Origin of the sequence: Methylorubrum podarium (assembly GCF_040270385.1) — a bacterium.
In the GTDB taxonomy this organism is placed as follows: domain Bacteria; phylum Pseudomonadota; class Alphaproteobacteria; order Rhizobiales; family Beijerinckiaceae; genus Methylobacterium; species Methylobacterium podarium.
The window spans coordinates 25465-47186 of record NZ_JBELQE010000050.1 but is presented as its reverse complement, the minus strand read 5'-3'; the positions used below and the strand labels follow the sequence as shown (position 1 = coordinate 47186).

At 70.1% G+C, this 21722-nt stretch carries 22 protein-coding genes and 1 other RNA gene; 12 read left to right on the top strand and 11 right to left on the bottom strand.

Translation table 11 applies throughout. The annotated features are described in order from the left end of the window. Nucleotides 1–37: 37 nt before the first annotated feature. The 5 genes from hflC to ABS772_RS08155 all read right to left on the bottom strand — a co-directional run bounded on the left by hflC (nt 38) and on the right by ABS772_RS08155 (nt 4645). Nucleotides 38–1012, bottom strand: coding sequence for a protease modulator HflC (hflC, locus tag ABS772_RS08175; protein ID WP_350393641.1), 975 nt, complete (start codon nt 1010–1012; stop codon nt 38–40). Continuing rightward, entirely contained in the window at nt 1009–2151 is a 1143-nt protein-coding gene (hflK, locus tag ABS772_RS08170) for an FtsH protease activity modulator HflK (RefSeq protein WP_350393638.1), read from the bottom strand. Before hflK ends, hflC begins: the two co-directional genes overlap by 4 nt. Before the next feature lie 278 nt (nt 2152–2429). Next, nucleotides 2430–2930, bottom strand: coding sequence for a dihydrofolate reductase (locus tag ABS772_RS08165; protein ID WP_350393636.1), 501 nt, complete (start codon nt 2928–2930; stop codon nt 2430–2432). Beyond that, a complete protein-coding gene (locus ABS772_RS08160; RefSeq protein ID WP_350393634.1) occupies nt 2930–3724 on the bottom strand; it encodes a thymidylate synthase in 795 nt (264 codons plus the stop codon). Before ABS772_RS08160 ends, ABS772_RS08165 begins: the two co-directional genes overlap by 1 nt. Nucleotides 3725–3817: 93 nt before the next feature. After that, nucleotides 3818–4645 carry a CPBP family intramembrane glutamic endopeptidase gene (locus ABS772_RS08155; RefSeq protein ID WP_350393633.1) on the bottom strand — a complete coding sequence of 276 codons (828 nt, stop codon included), beginning with the start codon at nt 4643–4645 and terminating at the stop codon, nt 3818–3820. 42 nt (nt 4646–4687) lie between these two features. Here ABS772_RS08155 and ssrA point away from each other — a divergent pair. Beyond that, nucleotides 4688–5065: a transfer-messenger RNA gene (gene ssrA, locus ABS772_RS08150) on the top strand. 57 nt (nt 5066–5122) lie between these two features. Further along, the gene (locus ABS772_RS08145; RefSeq protein WP_350393632.1) at nt 5123–5788 is read left to right on the top strand and encodes an SspB family protein; all 666 of its coding nucleotides are present in this window, start codon (nt 5123–5125) and stop codon (nt 5786–5788) included. A gap of 44 nt (nt 5789–5832) precedes the next feature. Here ABS772_RS08145 and ABS772_RS08140 read toward each other — a convergent pair whose 3' ends face one another. Beyond that, nucleotides 5833–7233 (bottom strand): cytochrome P450, encoded by a 1401-nt coding sequence (locus ABS772_RS08140; protein WP_350393629.1) that lies wholly within the window; start codon nt 7231–7233, stop codon nt 5833–5835. Nucleotides 7234–7370: 137 nt separating this feature from the next. Between ABS772_RS08140 and fumC the strand changes: the two genes are divergently transcribed. From fumC to ABS772_RS08125, 3 genes are all read left to right on the top strand, one after another. Next, a complete protein-coding gene (gene fumC / locus ABS772_RS08135) occupies nt 7371–8789 on the top strand; it encodes a class II fumarate hydratase (protein WP_350393627.1) in 1419 nt (472 codons plus the stop codon). A gap of 60 nt (nt 8790–8849) precedes the next feature. Continuing rightward, nucleotides 8850–9038 (top strand): DUF4169 family protein, encoded by a 189-nt coding sequence (locus ABS772_RS08130; protein WP_238254656.1) that lies wholly within the window; start codon nt 8850–8852, stop codon nt 9036–9038. A 200-nt stretch (nt 9039–9238) separates the two neighbouring features. Then, entirely contained in the window at nt 9239–9508 is a 270-nt protein-coding gene (locus tag ABS772_RS08125; RefSeq protein ID WP_350393625.1) for a ribbon-helix-helix domain-containing protein, read from the top strand. Here ABS772_RS08125 and ABS772_RS08120 read toward each other — a convergent pair. From ABS772_RS08120 to ABS772_RS08110, 3 genes are all read right to left on the bottom strand, one after another. Beyond that, the gene (locus tag ABS772_RS08120; protein WP_017485939.1) at nt 9431–9916 is read right to left on the bottom strand and encodes an MmcB family DNA repair protein; all 486 of its coding nucleotides are present in this window, start codon (nt 9914–9916) and stop codon (nt 9431–9433) included. The genes ABS772_RS08125 and ABS772_RS08120 overlap by 78 nt on opposite strands. Nucleotides 9917–10000: 84 nt before the next feature. Further along, the gene (locus ABS772_RS08115; protein WP_350393622.1) at nt 10001–10777 is read right to left on the bottom strand and encodes a cobalamin-binding protein; all 777 of its coding nucleotides are present in this window, start codon (nt 10775–10777) and stop codon (nt 10001–10003) included. Nucleotides 10778–10796: 19 nt separating this feature from the next. Further along, a complete protein-coding gene (locus tag ABS772_RS08110; protein WP_238254659.1) occupies nt 10797–11318 on the bottom strand; it encodes a DedA family protein in 522 nt (173 codons plus the stop codon). Between the two features lie 114 nt (nt 11319–11432). Here ABS772_RS08110 and pdxY point away from each other — a divergent pair, with 114 nt between their 5' ends. Genes pdxY through ABS772_RS08095 form a run of 3 tightly spaced genes read left to right on the top strand, consistent with a single transcriptional unit; the run spans nt 11433 to nt 13955 of the window. Further along, nucleotides 11433–12284 carry a pyridoxal kinase PdxY gene (gene pdxY / locus ABS772_RS08105; protein WP_238254660.1) on the top strand — a complete coding sequence of 284 codons (852 nt, stop codon included), beginning with the start codon at nt 11433–11435 and terminating at the stop codon, nt 12282–12284. A gap of 20 nt (nt 12285–12304) precedes the next feature. Next, nucleotides 12305–13234, top strand: coding sequence for a PhzF family phenazine biosynthesis protein (locus ABS772_RS08100; protein ID WP_350393620.1), 930 nt, complete (start codon nt 12305–12307; stop codon nt 13232–13234). Next, the gene (locus ABS772_RS08095; protein WP_350393618.1) at nt 13224–13955 is read left to right on the top strand and encodes an NUDIX hydrolase; all 732 of its coding nucleotides are present in this window, start codon (nt 13224–13226) and stop codon (nt 13953–13955) included. The genes ABS772_RS08100 and ABS772_RS08095 overlap by 11 nt, the downstream gene beginning before the upstream one ends. An 18-nt stretch (nt 13956–13973) precedes the next feature. Here ABS772_RS08095 and ABS772_RS08090 read toward each other — a convergent pair whose 3' ends face one another. Next, entirely contained in the window at nt 13974–14306 is a 333-nt protein-coding gene (locus tag ABS772_RS08090) for a hypothetical protein (RefSeq protein ID WP_350393616.1), read from the bottom strand. A 414-nt stretch (nt 14307–14720) separates the two neighbouring features. Between ABS772_RS08090 and ABS772_RS08085 the strand changes: the two genes are divergently transcribed. The 4 genes from ABS772_RS08085 (at nt 14721) to dgcA (ending at nt 20567) form a co-directional block, all read left to right on the top strand. Continuing rightward, complete coding sequence (locus ABS772_RS08085) at nt 14721–16283, top strand: 2-isopropylmalate synthase (RefSeq protein WP_238254664.1); 1563 nt, start codon at nt 14721–14723, stop codon at nt 16281–16283. A 193-nt stretch (nt 16284–16476) separates the two neighbouring features. Beyond that, nucleotides 16477–18312, top strand: a complete 1836-nt coding sequence (gene ilvD / locus ABS772_RS08080) for a dihydroxy-acid dehydratase (protein ID WP_350393614.1) — start codon at nt 16477–16479, stop codon at nt 18310–18312. Nucleotides 18313–18562: 250 nt separating this feature from the next. Next, nucleotides 18563–19573: an N-acetyltransferase DgcN gene (dgcN, locus tag ABS772_RS08075; protein ID WP_350393612.1), complete on the top strand. Its 1011-nt coding sequence runs from the start codon at nt 18563–18565 to the stop codon at nt 19571–19573. 13 nt (nt 19574–19586) lie between these two features. Continuing rightward, nucleotides 19587–20567: an N-acetyl-D-Glu racemase DgcA gene (gene dgcA / locus ABS772_RS08070; protein WP_350393609.1), complete on the top strand. Its 981-nt coding sequence runs from the start codon at nt 19587–19589 to the stop codon at nt 20565–20567. Nucleotides 20568–20579: 12 nt separating this feature from the next. Here the strand turns inward: dgcA and ABS772_RS08065 are convergent, their stop codons facing one another. Then, the gene (locus tag ABS772_RS08065; RefSeq protein WP_350393608.1) at nt 20580–21698 is read right to left on the bottom strand and encodes a transglycosylase SLT domain-containing protein; all 1119 of its coding nucleotides are present in this window, start codon (nt 21696–21698) and stop codon (nt 20580–20582) included. Between the last annotated feature and the right edge of the window lie 24 nt (nt 21699–21722).

Genomic DNA, 21722 nt, shown 5'->3' with positions numbered 1-21722 from the left:
GGCGCCGGCCGGATCGGTCCTATCGGTCGCAGGCCGCTCAGCGCACCGCGCCGGTGGTCGCATCGCTGGCGGCGCCGGCGCCCGACGCCGTCGGCTGGGCGGCGCCGTTGCGGGCACCCTGCGGGCGGCGGCCCTGCGGGTCGTTGAAGTAGCGGAAGAAGTCCGAGCTGGGGCTCACGACGAGCCGCGTGTCCTGGCCCTTCAGCGCCTGCTCGTAGGCCTGCATCGAGCGGTAGAACGCGAAGAAGTCCGCGTCCTGCCCGAAGGCCTCGGCGAGGATGCGGTTCTTGTCCGCGTCGCCCTGGCCGCGCAGCTCTTCCTGCTGCTGGTTGGCCTCGGCCAGGATCACGATGACGTCGCGGTCGGCCTTGGCGCGGATCAGCGTCGCCGCCTGATCGCCGTTGGCGCGGATGTCGGTCGCCTCCTTCTTCCGCTCCGAGGTCATGCGGTCGTAGACCGCCTGACTGTTCTTCGCGGGGAGATCGACGCGGGTCATGCGCAGGTCGACGATCTCGATGCCGAGACCCTTGGCCTGCCGGTTCACGTCCTCCTGGATCGTGTTCATCAGCTCGGAACGCTCGGTCCGCACGATGGCGTCACGGCTGGTCCGGGCCAGCACGTTGCGGAGCGCCGAGTTGGTGAAGCTCGCCAGACGCTGGTTCGCCAGGGCGATCGTTCCGACCGACTGGTAGAACTTCAGCGGATCGACGATGCGGTAGCGGGCGAACGCGTCCACTTCGAGGTTCTGCCGGTCGGCGGTCAGCAGGGTCTGCACCGGCAGGTCGAGATCGAGCACCCGCTTGTCGAACAGCACGACGCTGTCGGTGAACGGCACCTTGAAGTAGAGGCCGGGCTTGTTCTGGCCGACCGGGTTCAGCACGTCGCGCACGCGGCCGAGCTGGAGCACGAGGGCCTGCTGCATCTGCCCGACGGTGAAGACCGAGGCGTAGAGCCCGAGTGCCACGGCGGCGGCGATGAGGATCAGGCCGGTCCGAATCGCTGGATTGTTCATCGGCTGGTCGCTCCGTTCGCCTGCGGCCGGCCGCTGTCGAGCAGCGGCAGCACGGGCAGCACGCCCGCGGCGCTGGCGCCGCCGGCCACGCCACCGTTCTGATCGATGATGACCTTGTTCACGGAGCCGAGCACTTTCTCCATCGTTTCCAGGAAGATCCGCTCGCGGATCACCTCGGGCGCGGCCTTGTACGAATCGTAGACCTGACGGAAGCGGGACGCCTGACCGGTCGCCTCGGCGGTCGCCTGGGAACGGTAGGCCTCGGCGCCCTGGATCACCTTGCTCGCATTGCCTCGGGCGTCGGGCACGACGCGGCTGGCATAGGTCTCGGCCTCGTTACGCACCTGCTGCGCGTACTGCTGCGCCGCGTTCACGTCGATGAAGGCCGGGCGCACCTCCGGAGGCGGGGTGACGCTGGTGAGCTGCACCACCTCGATGCGCACGCCCGCGCCGTACTCGTCGAGGGCGTTCTGGACGATCTCCTTGACCTCCTGGGCGATGCTGGACTGCTCGTTGGTCAGGATCGCCTGGATGTTGCGGCGGCCGATCACCTCGCGCATCGCGCTCTCGGAGATCGCCTTGATGGTCCCCTCCGGATTGGCGAGATTGAAGACGTAGTCCTCCGCCTTGAGCGGGTTGACGCGCCACTGCACCTCGAAGTCGATATCGACGATGTTCTCGTCGCCGGTGAGCATCAGGCTCTCTTCCGCCACGTCGCGCGGGCGCGTTGTGCCGCCGGTGGTGATGTAGCCGATCGGAATCGAGTTCACGATGCCGACGTTGGGCTTCTGCACCGAGCCGATCGGGTAGGGGAAGTTGTAGCGCAGGCCCTCGCCGGACTGGCCGGTATAGCGCCCGAAGATCGTGTTGATGCCGACCTCGTTGGGCTTCACGATGTAGAAGCCGGTCAGCAGCCACGCGCCGAGCGCGAGGCCCGCCGCGAGCAGGATTCCCTTGCCGCCGCCGAAGCCGCCGCCCGGCATGACGCCGCGGAGCCGATCCTGGCCACGCCGGAGCAGATCCTCGAGATCGGGGGGCGTCTTGCCGCCGCCCCCGCCACCCCAGGGGCCGCCGCCATTGCCGCCGCCGGGACGGCCCCAGGGGCCGCCTCCGCCGCCGCTCTGATTGCTCCAAGGCATTCTCGACGTGAACTCCTGCTGAAGCCGGCCCCCGCGGATGCGGAAGGCCCTTGCCCTAAACTCGATCCGCCACCTCGCCGCCGCCCTGCCGGTGGCAGGGGAGGCCGGTTTCCCTAAGCGCCAGAACGCGTTTGCGGTGCCGCACGGACGCCGCGCACCTGAGTGGCGCCGCGCGGTCCTGTCAAGGCTGGCAGGTGGGTCCGCACCGCGTCAACCGCAACGGCTGTTCGAGCGACGAAACTCGTCCCGGCCCTGCGGCCAATGCGCCAGCTTCCCGGTCAACGATCGGCGGCCCGCTCCAAATCCACGAATTGAAACGCGAATTCGTCGCGCTCACCCGGTCCGTGCGCCTCGCGCAACGTCTCGCGGAAGGCGTCGCGATCGAAGGACGGAAAGTACGCATCGCCCTCCGGCGCGGCATCCACCTCGGTGAGATGCAGCCGGTCGGCATGGGGCAGGGCGAGCCTGTAGATCTCGGCGCCGCCGACCACCATCAGCTCGTCGCCCCCGGCGGCGGCGAGCGCTTGGTCCCAATCGTGCACGACGGTGGCGCCGGGGATGGTCAGGCTGCGGTCGCGGGTCAGGACGAGGCTGCGCCGGCCGGGCAGAGGGCGGCCGATCGAATCCCAGGTTTTCCGACCCATCAGGATCGGCTTGCCCATGGTGAGCGCCTTGAAGCGCTTCAGGTCGCTCGAGATCCGCCACGCGAGATCGTTGTCCCGGCCGATCACGCCGTTGCGGGCGATCGCGACGACGAGGGAGATGCGGGGCGTTCCCATCAGACGGCCACCGGCGCCCTGATGGCGGGATGCGGTTCGTAGCCCTCGATCACGATGTCCTCGAAGCGGAAGTCGAACAGCGAGCGCACCTCCGGGTTCAGCCGCAGCCTCGGCAGGGCACGCGGGGCGCGGGTGAGCTGGAGGCGGGTCTGCTCCAGATGGTTCGCGTAGAGATGCGCGTCGCCGAAGGTGTGGACGAAGTCGCCGGCCCGCAGCCCCGTCACCTGCGCCATCATCGCGGTCAGCAGGGCATAGCTCGCGATGTTGAACGGCACGCCGAGGAAGGCGTCGGCCGAGCGCTGGTAGAGCTGGCAGGAGAGCCGCCCGTCCGCCACGTAGAACTGGAACAGGCAGTGGCAGGGGGCGAGCGCCATCCGGTCGAGGTCGGCCGGATTCCAGGCCGAGACGATCAGGCGGCGCGAATCCGGGTTGCGGGCGATCTCGTCGAGAACCCAGGCGATCTGATCGACCGTGCCGCCGTCGGGCTTGGCCCAACTGCGCCACTGCTTGCCGTAGACCGGGCCGAGGTCGCCGTTCGCGTCGGCCCACTCGTCCCAGATCGTGACGCCGTTCTCCTTGAGATAGGCGATGTTGGTGTCGCCCTTCAGGAACCACAGCAGCTCGTGGATGATCGAGCGCAGGTGGAGCTGCTTGGTCGTCACCAGGGGAAAGCCGTCGGCCAGATCGAACCGCATCTGGTGGCCGAACACCGAGAGCGTGCCGGTGCCGGTGCGGTCCTCCTTGCGGACGCCCTCGGAGAGGATGCGGGTGAGCAGATCGTGATAGGCGCGCATGGCCCCTCAGATCTGGCGAGCGCCCGCGCCGATGTCGAGTCGGGCCTGCCCGCCGTCCCGCCTTTCCCGGCGGCTTGGTTACGCGATAGGCGGCTAGCGCAGCAGGCCCGGCCCGAGCTGGTAGGCGAGAAGGCAGAAGTTGCTCCAGCCGTGGAGCAGGATGCAGGGCCAGAGCCGCCCCGTGCGCCAGCGCAGCCAGCCGAGGGTGAGCGCGAGCGGCAGCAGCGTCAGCGGCCGGGCGAGGGCGCCCTTGGCGCCCGGATCGATGGAAACGTGCGCGAGGCAGAAGAGCAGCGCCGTCGCGACGATCGTGCCGGCCGGCCCGAGGAAGGCGCTCGCCCGGGCGAAGGTCTCGCCCCGCAGCAGCAACTCCTCGGCGACCGGTGCCAGGATCACGACGAAGGCGAACCAGAGGCCGAGCATCAGCGGGCTCAGGAAAGGCGACAGCCGCACCCCGTTGCCGAAATTCATGTGGAGCGCCGCCGCGGTGGTCGTCACCCAGGCGATGTGGATCAGCGGCCAGAGCGGCAGCAGCAGCCAGAGCCGCCGCATCGGCGCCCGCGGCTCGGCGGGGCGCGCCAGTCCGAGCCGCTGGCGCCACGCCGCGCCGCTGGCCCAGGCGGCCAGGCCGACGACGAGCAGGGCCATCAGCACCTGCCGCAGGGCGTCCATCGCGACGGCGCGGCCGGCGATCTCGGAGAGCGGCAGGCGCGGGCGCGCGGCGCTGCCGAGGAAGGGATCGATTCCGAGGCGCAAATCGCCGCCGACCCGGATGATGGCGATGGCGAGCCCGCTCGCGAGAAGCAGGATGGCGAGGGGAATCGCGATCAGCAGCAGCACCCGGCCGAGCCACGACAGGCCCGTTCCGAACCGGGCGAGCGGCGGCATCGACGGGCGTGCGTCGGCGGGGGCGGGCGGCATATCGGCCACGCTCGCAACGCGGAGCGGGTCTGAGCGCGGATCGCTCTTCAAAACCGCCGTCGGCCTCTCTATATTCGCTGGGCCGGTCGCAAGGCCGGCTATGGCGATAAACGTTCTTCGCAATAAACCTATCGGACCCGGGGGCGGTACCCGGCGCCTCCACCCGAACCCAGGACCGATGGCCGCACGGCCTTCCGATGTTGGGTTCCGGCGGGGGCGAAATAGGATCGACGAGGGCGTAAAGGGTGAGCTTTCGCTCGGCATGGTTCCGCCGTTATCGGGCCTTTGCAATAGTTGCCAACGACAACTTTGCTCCGGTGGCTGTCGCCGCGTAAGCGGTGCCAAAAACCGACCTAAAGTCCTAGCGGGTAGCACCGCATAGGCGGGGTTCGGAGGTACCTGGCAACAGAAACCTCCACTCAATTTCCACGACCCGGCGCAGCCCAATCCCGGCCGTGACCGGTGAAGCGAGCGCCGATGGCCGAAGATCTGATCCGTTACGATCTCCTGGTTCAGGACGCCCTGCGCGGCGTCGTGCGCAAGGTTCTGACCGATGCCGCGCGCGACGGGCTATCGGGCGAGCATCACTTCTACATCTCGTTCCGCACCGAGGCGCCGGGCGTGCGCATGTCGCAGCGCCTTCGGGAAAAATATCCGCAGGACATGACGATCGTTCTGCAGCACCAGTTCTGGGATCTCGGCGTCACCGAGCACAGCTTCGAGGTCGGCCTGTCCTTCTCCGGCGTGCCGGAGCGGCTGCTGATTCCCTTCGACGCGCTGTCGGGCTTCTTCGACCCCTCCGTGCAGTTCGGCCTGAAGTTCGACCTCAACGAGGGGGCCGAGGGCGAGCAGACGGAGGAGGCGCAGCCGAGCGTCCCCGCCAAGGCCGGCCCCCGCGGGGCAGCCTCCGAGCCTGCCGAGATCAAGCCGAAGGGCACGGGCCTCGCCACGGTCCAGGGCGGACCCAAGATCGTCCCGGCGCTGCCCGCGGCCGGCAAGGCCAAGGCCGACGGCAAGGGGGAGAGCAAGGCGGACGACAAGTCAGAGGACGGCGCGGAGGCGAAGCCCGAGGCCGCCGAGAAGACCGATCGCGACGGCACTGCCGAGGTCGTGAGCCTCGACGCCTTCCGCAAGAAGAACTGATTCTTTCCCCGGCGCCGCAGCCCGCTCCTCGTCCGGAGGAGCGGTCAGGCGCGGCGTTGCGCCAGCATCCGCAACCCGTCCTTCGGCCGCAGCGTGACGCGGTGGAGCGGCGTGACCGGCGGATGATCCGCGGGCAGGGTGAGCCGCACCGCCCGCGCGACCTGGGCGAGCACCAGCGTCGCCTCCTGCACCGAGAAACTCTGGCCGATGCAGACCCGCGGGCCGGCCCCGAACGGCAGGTAGGCGAAGCGCTCGACGCGGTCGCGCCGCTCTCCGAGGAATCGCTCGGGGATGAAGGCATCCGGCTCGTCCCACAGCTTGCGGTGCCGGTGCATCACCCAGGGCGCGATGATGACGGTCGAGTTGCGGGGGATCTTCACCCGTCCGATCCGGTCTTCCCGCAAAGCTTGGCGGCTGAGGAAGGGAACCGGCGGGAAGAGCCGCATCGTCTCCTCCATCACCGCCTTGGTGAAGGGCAGCCGGTCGAGTTGCAGCGCGCCGCCTTCGCCCGCGGCGGCGTCGGCCTCCGCCTCGACGCGGGAGCGGGACGCCTCGTCCTGCGACAGGCAGTAGAGCGCCCAGGTCAGCGCGTTCGCCGTGGTCTCGTGGCCGGCAGCGATGAAGGTGACGATGTTGGCCTTCACCTCGATGTCGGTGAGGCCGCGGCCCGTCTCGGGATCCTGGGCGGCGAGCAGCAGGGTCATCAGGTCGTGGGGCGCCTCGCCGCGGGCGAGCGCCGCCTTGCGCTCGTCGAGCAGCGTGTCCACCACCTCGGCGAAGAAGCGCAGCGCCGGCCGCGCCCGAAGGCGGCCGAGCCGCGGCACGAAGGCGGGGAAGCCGAACACGTCGAGGGGGTCGATCGGCCCGATCGATTCGAGCAGCCGGGTGATGGCGCGGCCGAGCGCGTCGGGATCGCCGGGCAGGCCCTGCGTGAAAATCGTCCGCTCCAGCACGTCGAGGGTGGCGCGGGTCATTTCCAGGGCGACATCGACCGTGGCGCCGTCACGCCGGGCGAGCCGCCGGCCGAGCCGCGCGCCGGCGGCATCCATCTGCGCGACGAAGCCCGCGACGTGGCGCGCGGAGAAGATCGGCGCCAGGGTGCGCCGCTGCAGGCGCCACTCGTCGCCCTCCGCCGTGAGCAGGCCGTCGCCGAGACCCGGCGCCAGGACCCGCTTCTGCAGGTCGTCCTTGCGGTAGTTCGAGGCGCGCTCCACCAGCAGGTAGCGCACCAGGGCCGGATCGCTGACGACGGTCACGCGCCCCATCGCCGTCTCGCCCGCGACGACGAACTCCTCGAAATGCGCGTCCATCCAGGTCGCGATCGGGTTCTCGCGCACCTTCCGCAGGAAGGCGAACAGACCGAGCGGCTGGGTCAGCGGCGGCGGCACCTTGGGACGGAACAGCGGCGCAGCCGTCGGGGGCCTGAGGGGCAGCGTATCCAGCATCGGCAGTGGAGCAACCTTGCGAACAACCTCGGCGGTAACGGAGTGCGCGATGCGTCATCCCCCGTTCCGGGGCGGCATCGCGCTTACCATCGTGCTTCGTTAAGTAGGGCCGCATCCGAGCCAACGAAGAGGCCACGATGTCGCCGCAAGAGACCGCCGCCGTCGAGACGCGCACCGAGTCCGACACCTTCGGCCCGATCGAGGTGCCCGCTCACCGCTACTGGGGCGCTCAGACGCAGCGCTCGATCCAGAACTTCAAGATCGGCACCGAGCGCCAGCCGGCGCCGCTGGTCCACGCCCTCGGCATCGTCAAGCAGGCCGCCGCCCTGGTGAACAAGGATCTCGGCGGTCTCGACCCGAAGATCGCCGACGCGATCGCCGAATCGGCCGCGGAAGTCGTCGCCGGCAAGCATGACGACGAGTTCCCGCTGGTGGTCTGGCAGACGGGCTCGGGCACGCAGTCCAACATGAACGCCAACGAGGTGATCGCGAGCCTCGCCAACGAGCGGCTCGGCGGCAAGCGCGGCGGTAAGTCGCCGGTCCACCCGAACGACCACTGCAACCGCGGCCAGTCCTCCAACGACACCTTCCCGACCGCCATGCACATCGCGGTCGCCCGCGAGGTGCAGGAGCGGCTGCTGCCGGCGCTCTCCCACCTCCACGCGGCGCTCGACGCCAAGGCGAAAGAGTTCGACGGCATCGTCAAGATCGGCCGGACCCATCTGCAGGATGCGACCCCGGTCTCGCTCGGTCAGGAATTCTCCGGCTACGCCGCCCAGGTCGCCCTCGGCGGCGCCCGCATCGCCGCGACTCTGCCGGGCGTGCTGGCGCTGGCCCAGGGCGGCACTGCCGTCGGCACCGGCCTCAACGCGCATCCCGAATTCGCCGAGCGCTTCGCCGCCAAGGTGGCGGAACTGACCGGCCTGCCCTTCACCTCGGCCGAGAACAAGTTCGAGGCGCTCGCGACCCACGACGCCCTGGTCTTCCTCCAGGGCGCCCTCACGGCGCTCGCCTCGGGCCTGTTCAAGATCGCCAACGACATCCGCCTGCTCGGCTCGGGCCCGCGCTCGGGGCTAGGCGAGCTGTCGCTGCCGGAGAACGAGCCCGGCTCCTCGATCATGCCGGGCAAGGTCAACCCGACCCAGTGCGAGGCGCTGACGATGGTCTGCGCCCAGGTCGTCGGCAACGGCACCACGGTGAGCTTCGCCGGCAGCCAGGGCCATTTCGAGCTCAACGTGTTCAAGCCGGTGATCGCCAACGCGGTGCTGCAATCGGTGCGGCTCCTGGCCGATTCATCCGTCAGCTTCACCGACAACTGCGTCGTCGGCATCAAGGCCAACACCGACCGGATCAGCGACCTGATGAGCCGCTCGCTGATGCTGGTGACGGCGCTCGCCCCCTCGATCGGCTACGACAAGGCCGCCGAGATCGCCAAGACCGCGCACAAGAACGGCACCACCCTGAAGGAGGAGGCGCTGCGGCTCGGCTACGTCACGGACGAGGAGTTCGAGCGGGTCGTGCGCCCCGAAACCATGCTGGCGCCTAGCGCGGATTAAGCGCTAGATTCGCTGCCCGGCGCGGGCCTTCCGCGCCGGGTCGTCGAGAGGGCGGACGCGATGGCCGAGATCATCAACCTGCGGCAAGTGCGCAAGGACCGTGAGAAGGCGGCGAAAGAGGCCAAGGCCGCGGAGAACCGCATCCAGTTCGGCCGGCCGAAGAAGGCGAAGACGCTGGCCGAGACGCGCAAGGCGATCGAGCAGGCCCGCCACGAGGGCCACCGCCTGACCGACGCCGACAAGGAATGACGCGGTTCACGGTTGATCACTCGGGTTTGGCCCCACTCCGTCATCGCGAGGCGAAGCCGACGCGATCCAGCGCGCCGCCCTAATCGGAAAGGTCGCGCCCTGGATTGCCACGGCTTCGCCTCGCAATGACGGTGGCGGGGTCTGGACCGAACCGACCCACCGGAACTCGTATGATTCGGGAAAACGCGAAACGCTCGGTGATGATCGCGGGCCACCGCACCAGCGTGTCTCTGGAAGCCGAGTTCTGGATCGCGTTGCAGGAGATCGCGCGCGACCGCGGCCAGTCGGTTCAGGCGTTGATCGGCGCGATCGACTCCGCGCGCGGCGAGCGCAACCTCTCCTCGGCGATCCGCGTGTTCGTGCTCGGCGCGTTTCGCGACGGGCGCGCGCCGTCAGAGGGCACCCTCACGGATCGCGCCGGGATCGGCCAGGGCGTGCAGGAGCCCGGCGGCGGAATGGGCGAAGCGTAGGGTGACCGCCTTGCGCCGGGCCGGGCTCAGGGGATGGTCCGGCGGCTCGCGCAGGATCGCCGCGCCGAAGGAATCGGCGACGATCAGGCCGCATTCCTCCGGGATCAGCGTCTCCGGCACCGTCTCGGGGATCGCGAAGAAGAAGCGGTCGCAATAGTCGCGGTAATCCGGCCATTTCCGGTCGGCGCGGAAGTCGGCGACGCTCGACTTGATCTCGACGATGGTCAGCCGCCCGGCCCCGCACAGGGCGATCACGTCGGCCCGGCGTCCGTTGGCGAGGGAGAATTCCGGCAGGCTCACGCAGCCCATCTCGGCCAGAAGCCGCCGCACCCCGCGCTGGATGTTGAGCGCGGTCGGCGACTGACGGCGATCGGGCGGCAGGACGATGTTGGCGAGGGCTGTGGACATCAGGGGGCGATGGCTTGCGGATGCGGCCGAATCGAGTCGGTGCATCCTGCCAGCGGGCCCCCATCGGTGTCACCGGCCGCTTTGTCACATCGCCAGCGCTGCCCGGATCGCCGCGAACCCGTCCGTCAGGGCCGCCGGCCCCGGCTGCAGGATCAGCGGCGACTTGATCTCGTGGATGCGCCCTGCCGCCACCGCGGGAATGGCACCCCATCCCGGCCGGGCGCGGATGCGCTCGACATTGACGCGCTTGCCGCACCACGAGGCGAGGATCACGTCGGGCGCCGCCGCGACGACCTGCTCCGAGGTGACGATCCGGTCCTTCGCCGCCTGCTCGCGGCTCAGCTGCGGAAAGACGTCCTGCCCGCCGGCAAAGCCGATCAGGTCCGAGACCCAGCCGATGCCGGAGATCATCGGCTCGTCCCATTCCTCGAAATACACTTTGAGCCGCGGCCCTACGCTCTCGGCCGCGGCCTCGGCGAGGCGTTCCTCGTAACCGCGGGCCAGCGCATCCGCCCGCTGCGCCGCGCCGACCAGGGCGCCGACGGTGCGGATCATCGCGAGGCAGCCGGCCACGTCGCGCTGGTTGAACAGGTGGACCGCGACTCCGGCGCGGGCGAGGCTGGCGGCGATCTCCGCCTGGAGGTCGGAGAAGGCGAGCACGAGATCCGGTTCGAGGGCGAGGATTTTCGGCAGGTCCGCGCTGGTGAAGGCCGAGACCCGCGGCTTCTCCCGACGCACCTGCGGCGGGCGTACGGCGTAGCCCGAGACGCCGACGATGCGGCGATCCTCGCCCAGGAGGTAGAGCGTCTCGACGGTCTCCTCGGTGAGGCAGACGATGCGTTCGGGCGGGAAGCGGCGCATGGCGTCTCGATCGGGCGTCTCAGTAGTGCAGCCATGTCAGCAGCCCGGCACCGGGGGCCAGCAGCACGAAGGCCCAGACGAAGGCCGAACTCCAATTCGCGAGCTGGAACGGGATGCGGGCGAGGCCGAAACTGCCGGCGACCAGCGGCACCACCGCCCGCGCCGGGCCGATGAAGCGGCCGATGAGGATCGCCCCCGCGCCCCATCGCCGGAGGAAGGCCTCGGCCTTCGCCGTCATCTCCGGGTGCCGGCTCATCGGCCAGAGGCGCTTCACACCGTCCTTGTAGTAGAACCCGACCTCGTAGGAGACCCAATCCCCCAGCCCCGCGCCGATGCCGGCGCCGATCACCATCGGCCAGAACGGCAGGTCGCTGCCGCCGATCAGCGCGCCGATGCCGAGCAGGATCGCCGTGGCCGGCACCAGCAGTGAGAGCACGGCGAGCGACTCGCAGAAGGCGATCACGCCCGTCACGACCGGCGCCCACGCCTTGTAGGTCTCGACGAAGGTGAGGATGGATTGGCGGGCGGCGTCGAAATCCATACTCACTCCGGCGGATGGGCCTGTCTGGCCGAGCCGTAACGCGTCGCCGCGCGGATCGGATGCGCCCGGCCCTCAGCCGCGCTATCACGGCCCGGAAGCGGATACCGGAGCACCATGAAGGTCCTGTCGATCCAGTCGCACGTCGCCTACGGCCATGTGGGCAACTCGTCCGCCGTCTTCCCGATGCAGCGGCTCGGCGTCGAGGTCTGGCCGGTGCACACGGTGCAATTCTCCAACCATACCGGCTACGGCCAGTGGCGCGGGCGGGTCTTCGACGGGCCGGCGGTCGAGGAGGTGGTGCAGGGCGTGGCCGAGCGCGGCGCGCTGAAGGACTGCGACGCGGTCCTCTCCGGCTATATGGGCTCGGCCGATATCGGCACCGCGATCCTGCGGACCGTCGCCGCCGTGCGGGCGGCCAACCGCGAGGCGCTCTATTGCTGCGATCCGGTGATCGGCGACACCTATTCCGGCGTCTACGTCCGCCCCGGCATCGCCGACTTCATGCGGGCGCAGGCCGTGCCCGCGGCCGACATCCTCACCCCCAACCAGTTCGAGCTCGACCTGATCTCGGGCGCGCCCAGCGACACGCTGGAGGCGGCCAAGGCGGCGGCGGCCTCGGTGATGGCGCTCGGGCCGCGGGTCCTGCTCGTCACCTCGCTTGCCACCGCCGAGACGCCGCCCGACGCGATCGACATGCTGGCAGCCGGGGACGGCTCGTTCTGGCGCGTGCGCACGCCCCGGCTCGACCTGAAGGCGGTCTCGGGGGCGGGCGACGCGGTCGCCGCGCTCTATCTCGTGCATTACCTGCGCACCCGTTCGGCGGCGCTGGCACTCGGCATGGCGGCGGCCTCGATCCACGGCCTCCTGCGCAAAACGGCCGAGGCCGGCTCGGAAGAGCTGCTGACCGTCGCGGCGCAGGAGGAATTCGTCGCGCCGAGTCTCGCCTTCCCCGTCGAGGTCGTCTGAACGCTCTCAAAGGAGCCGTGATGCTGGAACGCCGCTTCGCCACCCTCGACGTGTTCACCGACACGCCGCTCGCCGGGAACCCGCTCGCGGTGGTGCTCGATGCCGAGGGGCTCACCGGGGAGGCGATGCAGGCGATCGCCCGCGAGTTCAACCTGTCGGAGACGGTCTTCGTCCTGCCGCCGGAGGAGTCGCGTCACCGGGCGCGGCTGCGCATCTTCACCCCCGCCCGGGAATTGCCCTTCGCCGGCCATCCGACCGTCGGCACGGCGGTGCTCCTCGCCCTGCGCGACCGTGCCGAGCGGCAGGCGGCGGCCCTGGTCGATGCCGCCGCCTTCGGCCTGGAGGAGGCGATCGGGACGCTCGCCTGCGCCGTCGAGGCGGCGGAGGATGGCCGCAGCGCCCGCGCCCGCTTCAAGCTGCCGGTTCTCCCGACCTATTTCGGCGAGGCCCGGGCGAAGGATGCCCTCGCCGGTGTTCTCGGGCTCAAGCCCGCCGAGATCGGCTTCAACCGCCATCAGCCGAGCCGGCACGGCGCCGGCCCCTCCTTCACCTTCGTGCCGCTCGCCTCGGGCGAGGCGCTGACCCGCGCCCGGCTCGATGCCGGCCGGTTCGAGCGCATGTTCCCGCAGGGGCAGGCGGACGCCCTGTACCTCTACGCCCTCGATCCGGAAGGGGTCGGGCATCGCTACCAGGCGCGGATGTTCGCGCCCCATCTCGGCGTCGCCGAAGACCCGGCCACGGGCAGCGCCGCCGCCGCCTTCGCCGGTGCCCTGATGCAGTTCGAGCCGCTGGGCGAGGGCACCCACGACGTGGTGATCCGCCAGGGCGTCGCCATGGGGCGGCCGAGCACGATCGACCTGCAGCTCGTCATCAGCGAGGGCGCCCTCCGCTCCGTCGAGATCGGCGGGCAGGCCGTGGTGGTGAGCGAGGGCGTGCTGCGTGTCGGTTGAGATCGCGGGCGACGCCGCGCCCGGTTTCAGCGTCACGCCGCTCCGGCGCGTCTCGGCTCGGCGGGTCGATCACGACTGGGCCTGGGCCCGCGACAACGCCGAGGCGATCGACCGCAACTGGGAGCGGCGCAAGGCGAGGACGCCGGGCCTGTTCGACGGGCCGGTCTACCTCGCCAGCGGCTGTACCGTCACCGACGGCGCCTGCGAGGTGAGCCTGTTCGAGGTGCGCTACTCGCGCTTCATCGCCTTCCGCGACGCGGCCGTGCCGGACGCGCTGGTGGCCAACGCCTTCGCGGCGATCGTCCCGCATAGCCGGGACGGCGCCGTGCTGCTCGGCTTGATGGGCGCCCACACCGCCAATGCCGGCCAGATCTACTTCCCCTGCGGCACGCCCGATCCCGGCGACCTGCGCGACGACGGCATCGTCGATCTCGCCGGCAGCGCCGCGCGCGAGTTCCTGGAGGAAACCGGTCTCACTCTGCCCGAGGGCGCCGAGGAGGAATGGGTGCTCCTGCGCGGCGACGGGCAACTCGCCTTCCTGCGCCCGGTCCGCTTCGAGAGCGATGCCGAGGCGCTGAAGGCGCGCATCGAAGCGCATCGCGGCCATGAGGACGAGCCGGAGCTCGCGCACAGCGTCATCGCCCGCTCGCGGGCCGATATCGACGCGGCCCGGATGCCGGGCTTCGTCCAGGCCTATCTCGCGAGCGTCTTCCCGGAGTGAGGGCTGAAAGCCCGGCCGTTACCGATAGCCGTAGCGCGCCTTGGCCGCCGCGAGCAGGCTCATCGCCTCGCCCTCGCGACCGGCGGCGCAGGCGCCCGCCGCCTTGGAGAGGTCGGCGCTGAAGCGCGTGCCGACCGGCGCGGAGAGGTCGCCCGTCTTCACGTCGGTCTCGACGATGGCCTGCGTGCGGGCGATGCTGGGGCCGCAGCCGGCACCGGCCGGCAGGGGTGCGAGGACGGCCGCGGGGGCCGCCGCCACGGCCGCGACCGGCGGCGGCGCGCTCGACTGGCAGGCGCCGAGGCAGCTGCCGATTGCGGCGATCAGGGCGAAACGGAAAAGCGGCCCGGGCACGACAGGTCTCTCCAGTTGCAAGAGGGGCGTTCGCTGCGGCCAAGCTTGGCCCTCGGGGTTGTGCGCCGGGTCGGACGAGGTGGTCAATCGCAGGGCTGGCTTGCGCTTGTCACGATCCCCGCCAATCGGTACATACCGCCTCCCTGAACGCATGGCGGTCTGCCGGCGAGTCAGCCTCTGAGGAGAATCGAGCGTGGCCCCTGGCCGCTCCGTGCAGACGAACGGTGGCGCCGCTTTCGCGGCCGCGTCGTCCTGCGCGCTCATTCTCGTAGGCCTGCTTCTTAGCCGCCCCTGAGGGCCGTCCGGGCGCGACCGCCTGGGCTCTCAGGGGATGCCGCTCGTCAACCGGAAGACAGGCTATTCCGGCGCCGCTCCCGAGGAGTCGAGCGCGTCGGCTGCGAGGAACGAAGACCCATGGCGAACACCACTCAGAGCGCGAAGGACCGCGTCGTCATCTTCGACACGACGCTGCGCGACGGCGAGCAATGCCCCGGCGCCACCATGACCCTCGACGAGAAGCTGGCGGTGGCCGAGCTGCTCGACGGGATGGGTGTCGACATCATCGAGGCGGGCTTCCCGATCGCCTCCAACGGTGATTTCGAGGCCGTCTCCGAGATCGCCCGGCGCACCAAGCGCGCCACGGTGGCGGGGCTCGCCCGTGCCATCCCCGCCGACATCGCCCGCGCGGGCGAGGCGGTGCGCCACGCCGAGCGCGGCCGTATCCACACCTTCGTCTCGACCTCGGCGATCCACCTCGCCCACCAGATGCGCAAGACGCAGGACGAGGTGATCGAGATCATCCTGAAGACCGTGACCCAGGCCCGCGACCTCGTCGAGGACGTGGAGTGGTCGGCCATGGACGCGACCCGCACCGACATCGACTACCTCTGCCGCTGCGTCGAGGCGGCGATCCGCTCGGGCGCCACCACCATCAACCTGCCGGACACGGTGGGCTACGCCACGCCGCAGGAATACGGCGCGATGTTCCGCTCCGTGCGCGAGCGCGTGCCGAACGCCGACAAGGCGATCTTCTCCGTGCATTGCCACAACGACCTCGGGCTGGCGGTGGCGAACTCGCTCGCCGGCCTGGAGGGCGGCGCGCGACAGATCGAGTGCACCGTCAACGGCATCGGCGAGCGGGCCGGCAACGCCGCGCTCGAGGAGATCGTCATGGCGATCCGCACCCGCGCCGACGTGATGCCCTACGACACCGGGATCGACACGACGATGCTGACCCGCGCCTCGAAGCTCGTCAGCCATGCGGCGAACTTCCCGGTGCAGTACAACAAGGCCATCGTCGGCCGGAACGCCTTCGCCCACGAGAGCGGCATCCACCAGGACGGGATGCTCAAGCATTCCGAGACCTACGAGATCATGACCCCGGCATCCGTCGGCCTGGCCAAGACCTCGCTGGTGATGGGCAAGCATTCCGGCCGGGCCGCGTTCAAGTCGAAGCTGGCCGAGCTCGGCATCTCGCTCTCCGACAACCAGTTCCAGGACGTGTTCGAGCGGTTCAAGGATCTCGCCGACCGCAAGAAGCACGTCTACGACGAGGATATCGAGGCGCTGGTGGACGAGAAGCTCGCCACCGCCCACGACCGGATCAAGCTCGTCTCGCTCTCGGTGATCGCCGGCACGAGGGGTCCGCAGCGCGCGACGATGAAGATCGAGATGGACGGCCGCACCTTCACCGAGGAGGCGGACGGCAACGGACCGGTGGATGCCGTGTTCAACGCGATCCACGCCATCGTGCCCCACGACGCGATGCTGGAGCTCTATCAGGTCCACGCCGTGACCGAGGGGACCGACGCGCAGGCGGAGGTCTCGGTACGCCTGAAGGCGGGCGAGCGCTCGGTCACCGCCCGCGGCGCCGACCCGGACACGCTGGTCGCCTCGGCCAAGGCGTATCTCTCGGCGCTCAACAAGCTGTCGGCGGCGTCCGTCCGGCTGCACGCGCAGCACGCCGCGGTGGTTTGATAAGGCGCCGATCCTACTCTCGACCTCATCCTGAGGTGCTTGCGCGACCGCGCAAGCCTCGAAGGATCCTCCAGATCGCGCGCGGTCCCTGGAGGATCCTTCGAGGCCCGCTTCGCGGGCACCTCAGGATGAGGGACCGGCTTGGATGAACGTTCAGCCGCCGGATGTCCGCTCAACATCGATATAGCAAAAAATGCCCGCCTATCGCTCCCGCACCACGACCCACGGCCGCAACATGGCCGGCGCCCGCGGCCTGTGGCGCGCCACCGGCATGAAGGATTCCGACTTCGGCAAGCCGATCATCGCCGTGGTGAATTCCTTCACGCAGTTCGTGCCGGGCCACGTCCACCTGAAGGATCTCGGCCAGCTCGTGGCCCGCGAGATCGAGCAGGCGGGCGGCGTCGCCAAGGAGTTCAACACCATCGCGGTCGATGACGGCATCGCCATGGGCCATGACGGGATGCTCTACTCGCTGCCGTCGCGCGAGCTGATCGCGGATTCGGTCGAGTACATGGTCAACGCGCACTGCGCCGACGCCATGGTCTGCATCTCGAACTGCGACAAGATCACCCCCGGCATGCTGATGGCGGCGCTCCGCCTCAACATCCCGGCGGTGTTCGTCTCCGGCGGCCCGATGGAGGCCGGCAAGGTCGTGATGAAGGGCGTGACCCGCAAGTTCGACCTCGTCGACGCGATGGTGGCGGCCGCCGACGACCGCGTCTCCGACGAGGACGTCGCGATCATCGAGCGCTCGGCCTGCCCGACCTGCGGCTCGTGCTCGGGCATGTTCACCGCCAACTCGATGAACTGCCTCACCGAGGCGCTCGGCCTCTCGCTGCCCGGCAACGGCTCGACGCTGGCGACCCATGCCGACCGCAAGCGCCTCTTCGTCGAGGCCGGGCACCTGATCGTCGATCTCGCCCGCCGCTACTACGAGCAGGACGATGCCGGCGTGCTGCCGCGCTCGATCGCCACAATGGCCGCCTTCGAGAACGCGATGACGCTCGACATCGCCATGGGCGGCTCGACCAACACGGTGCTGCACCTCCTCGCCGCGGCGCACGAGGGGGAGGTGCCCTTCACCATGGCCGATATCGACCGGCTCTCGCGCCGGGTGCCGGTGCTGTGCAAGGTCGCCCCGGCGGTGGCCGACATCCACATGGAGGACGTGCACCGGGCCGGCGGCATCATGGGCATCCTTGGGGAACTCGACCGGGCCGGGCTGATCGACCGCTCCGTCGGCAATGTCGGCTCCGGGACGCTCGGCGAGGCGCTCGACCGCTGGGACGTGAAGAAGACCCAGAGCGAGTCCGTGCAAACATTCTTCCGCGCGGCGCCCGGCGGCGTGCCGACCCAAGTGGCCTTCAGCCAGGATTCGCGCTGGGACGAGCTCGACCTCGACCGCGAGGCGGGCGTCATCCGCGACGCGGAGCACGCCTATTCCAAGGACGGCGGGCTGGCCGTGCTCTACGGCAACCTCGCCGAGGACGGCTGCATCGTGAAGACGGCGGGGGTGGATGCCTCGATCCTGACCTTCACCGGCACCGCCCACGTCTTCGAGAGCCAGGATGCGGCGGTGGACGGCATCCTCAATGGCCGGGTCAAGGCCGGAGAGGTCGTGCTGATCCGCTACGAGGGCCCCCGCGGCGGCCCCGGCATGCAGGAGATGCTCTACCCCACGAGCTACCTGAAATCGAAGGGCCTCGGCAAAGCCTGCGCGCTCGTCACCGACGGCCGCTTCTCCGGCGGCTCCTCGGGCCTCTCCATCGGCCACGTCTCGCCGGAGGCCGCTGAGGGCGGGCTGATCGGCCTCGTGGAGCAGGGCGACCGGATCGAGATCGACATCCCGAACCGCCGCATCCACCTCGCCGTGGACGAGGCGATGCTGGCCGAGCGCCGCGCGATTCGCGAGGCGGAAGGCTGGCGCCCGGCGGCCCCGCGCAAGCGCAAGGTCAGCACGGCGCTGCGTGCCTACGCCATGCTCGCCACCAGCGCGGCGAAGGGGGCGGTGCGGCGGATCGAGGAGTAAGGTGATCAGGGCTTCGATCTTCGGCCGAAGTCCTCAAGCCCGACCTTGGATATTCAAATACCGTCATTCCAGGGCCGCGCAGCGGAACCCGGAATGACGATTGGGAAATTCAAGGTTCGCAACCGCGCCGCTCCGTTCGAGAGAGGACAGTCTGTGACCGGCGCGAGGCGCTCCTCCCTCGCGCATCGGGCACGGATCGCGCATAGAGGCGTTCTCAGGCGGAGCTTGGCTCCGGACGGGACCATCGCCCATGCAGATCGCCACTCCCTACCTGATGTTCCTCGGCGACGTGCCGGACCGGCTCGCCGCCAAGACGGCCTACGGCATCAACGACTGGCGGCCGGAATGGTGCGTCGGCCAGCTGCGGATGGAGGGCTGCGCCGCCGATCTCGGCATCCCCGACCTGACGCTGGAGGAGGCGGTCGCCAAGGGCTGCAGGACCATGGTCGTCGGTGTCGTCAATGCCGGCGGCGTCCTGCCCGATCACTGGGTCGCGGAGATCGTCGCCGCCCTCGATGCGGGGCTCGATGTGGCGAGCGGGCTGCACGTGCGGCTCGGCTCGATCGGGCAGATCGCCGAGGCTGCGAAGCGCAACGGCCGCAGCCTGCACGACGTTCGCCACACCACCGAGACCTTCCCCACCGGCAAGGGCACGAAGCGTCCGGGCCGGCGCCTGCTGACCGTGGGCACCGATTGCTCCGTCGGCAAGAAGTACACCGCGCTCGCCCTGGAGCGCGGCATGCGCGAGCGCGGCTTCGATGCCGACTTCCGCGCCACCGGCCAGACCGGCGTGTTCATCTCCGGCCGGGGCGTCGCCATCGACGCGGTCGTGGCCGACTTCATCTCCGGCGCCGTCGAGTGGGTCGCCCCCGCCGCCGATCCGAATCACTGGGACCTGATCGAGGGGCAGGGTTCGCTGTTCCATCCCTCCTTCGCCGGCGTCAGCCTCGGCCTTCTGCACGGCTCCCAGGCCGACGCCTTCGTCGTCTGCCACGAGCCGACCCGCACCCGGATGCGCGGCGTCGAGGCGAGCCTGCCGACGATCCAGGAGGTGATCGACCTAACGATCCGGTGCGGCGCACTCACCAATCCCGGCATCCGTCCCGTCGGCATCGCCGTGAACACGGAGGCGCTTGCCGAGCCGCAGGCGCGCGCCCTGTTGAGCGAGGCGGAAGCCGTCCATCGTCTGCCCGCCACCGATCCCGTGCGCTTCGGCGTCGAGGGGATCGTGGACCGGATCGCCGCCGAGTTCCCGGCCTGAGGGAGGGCTGCCGATGCCGCGTCTGACCGTTGCCGTCGAGCGTTTCCCCATCGCCGGATCGTTCACGATCTCCCGCGGCAGCCGCACGGAGGCGGTCGTCGTCGTCGCGACGATCGAGGACGGCGGCTTTCGGGGAAGGGGCGAGTGCGTGCCCTATGCCCGCTACGGCGAGACGGTCGAGAGCGTCGCCGCGACGCTCGAACAGCAGGCCGGATGGCTCGCGGGCGGGGGAGGGCGCTTCGATCTTGCCGAACGCATGAAGCCGGGCGCGGCCCGCAACGCCCTCGACTGCGCCCTGTGGGATCTCGAGGCGAAGCGCACCGGCACGCCGGCCCACGAGCTCGCGGGCGTCGCCGCGCCGCGTCCGGTGACCACCGCCTACACTCTGAGCCTCGGCGAGCCCGAGGCGATGGAGGAGGCCGCCCGCGCGGCCTCGCACCGACCGCTGCTGAAGGTGAAGCTCGGCGGCGCGGGCGATCCGGAGCGGATCGCCGCCGTGCGGCGCGGCGCGCCGGATTCCCGCCTCATCGTCGATGCCAACGAGGCGTGGAGCCCCGAGACGATCCGCGACAACCTCATGGCCTGCGCGGCGGCGGGGGTCGGCCTCATCGAGCAGCCGTTGCCGGCGGGCGACGACGGTCTCCTGGCCGAGATCGATCGTACGATCCCGATCTGCGCCGACGAGAGCCTGCATGACCGCGCCGGTCTCGATGCCCTGGCCCGGCGCTACGACGCGATCAACATCAAGCTCGACAAGGCCGGCGGCCTCACGGAGGCGCTGAAGCTCGCCCACGAGGCGCGGGCGCGCGGCTTCGAGATCATGGTCGGCTGCATGGTCGGCTCGTCGCTCGCCATGGCGCCGGCGATGCTGATCGCGCATCACGCGGCCTACGTCGATCTCGATGGGCCGCTGCTGCTCGCCCAGGACCGGGAGCCGGCCCTGCGCTACGACGGCAGCACGGTCCATCCGCCGCTGCCCGAGTTGTGGGGGTGAGTCCGATCGCCTCTACTGCACCGTGTGCAGCGCGAGCGACGGTGCCACGGATTCGTTGAGCCGCAGGCGGGCGTCGAGGATCGGCGTCGCCGGCTCGTCGGCCTGCTGCTGGGCGAGGTCGGCGATCGCCTGATACTGGCTCATGCGTTGGTCGATCATGCCGTCCAGCTTCTCGTGGACCTCCGCCACGGTGAGGCTGCGGCGCTTGGCCCCGTCCTTGGCGGTGAAGATCGCTCGGTTGGCCCGCGCGGCGCGGCCGAAGGCGGCCTTGGCGACCTTGTCGGGATCCTCGGCGCTCAGCGAGAGGAACTTGCCGGCGCTCGCGGTGCCGAGGAAATGCGCGAGGTAGAGTTCGGTCGTCTTCAACTCGCGGCCGATCCGGGCCTCGATCCGGCTGCGGTCGCGCTTGATCAATTCGCCCGCCATCAGGCCGGAGACGTAGGGGTCGTTGCGCAGGTCGAGCACCCGCTTGCGCACGGCGCCGTCGGCGATGGTGATGCCCGAGCCCTGCCCCTTCACGGCCGCCGCCTCGGCAGCGAGGCCGTGCTTGGCGCCGTACTGGCGGATCATCTCCAGCCACGTGCCGGTGACGAACTGGAACAGGCCCTGCGCCGAGGACGCGGAAGACTTCACGTTCGTATCGAAGCTCGACTCCTTGTCGGCGAGCGCCATCATGTAGACGGGATCGACGCCGGTGACCTCGGAGGCCTTCAGGATCGTCTCCACGAGCGCGCGCGGCACGCTCATGTCGCCGAAGCGCAGGATCTCGTCGTCGGTGTCGGGGCGCGGATTGTTCAGCGAAGCCTGCATGCGCTCGATCGAAGCACTGATCCCGCCATCCTGGCCGAGCAGCGCGGTGCCGCCCCACTCCGCATCAGCTCCGGCGGGACGGAGGTCGGCGCGGACCATCATCGGGATCGATGCGGAGACTTTCGCGTTCTCGTAGGCCGACACGGCCTGCGGCGCGGCCATCAGCAGGGTGACGCTGGCGGTCACGGCGGCGAGGCTGCGCACGAGCGGCGAACGACCGCGCGACGGGCGCGGGGCGGCCTCGTTGGTGACATTCGACCCGCACGGCACGAGTCGGCTCACGTCGTCGGCGCAGCGCGCCGGCTCCGGGTAAACCCCCATCGGTCTTCCTTGTTGATGCCTCGG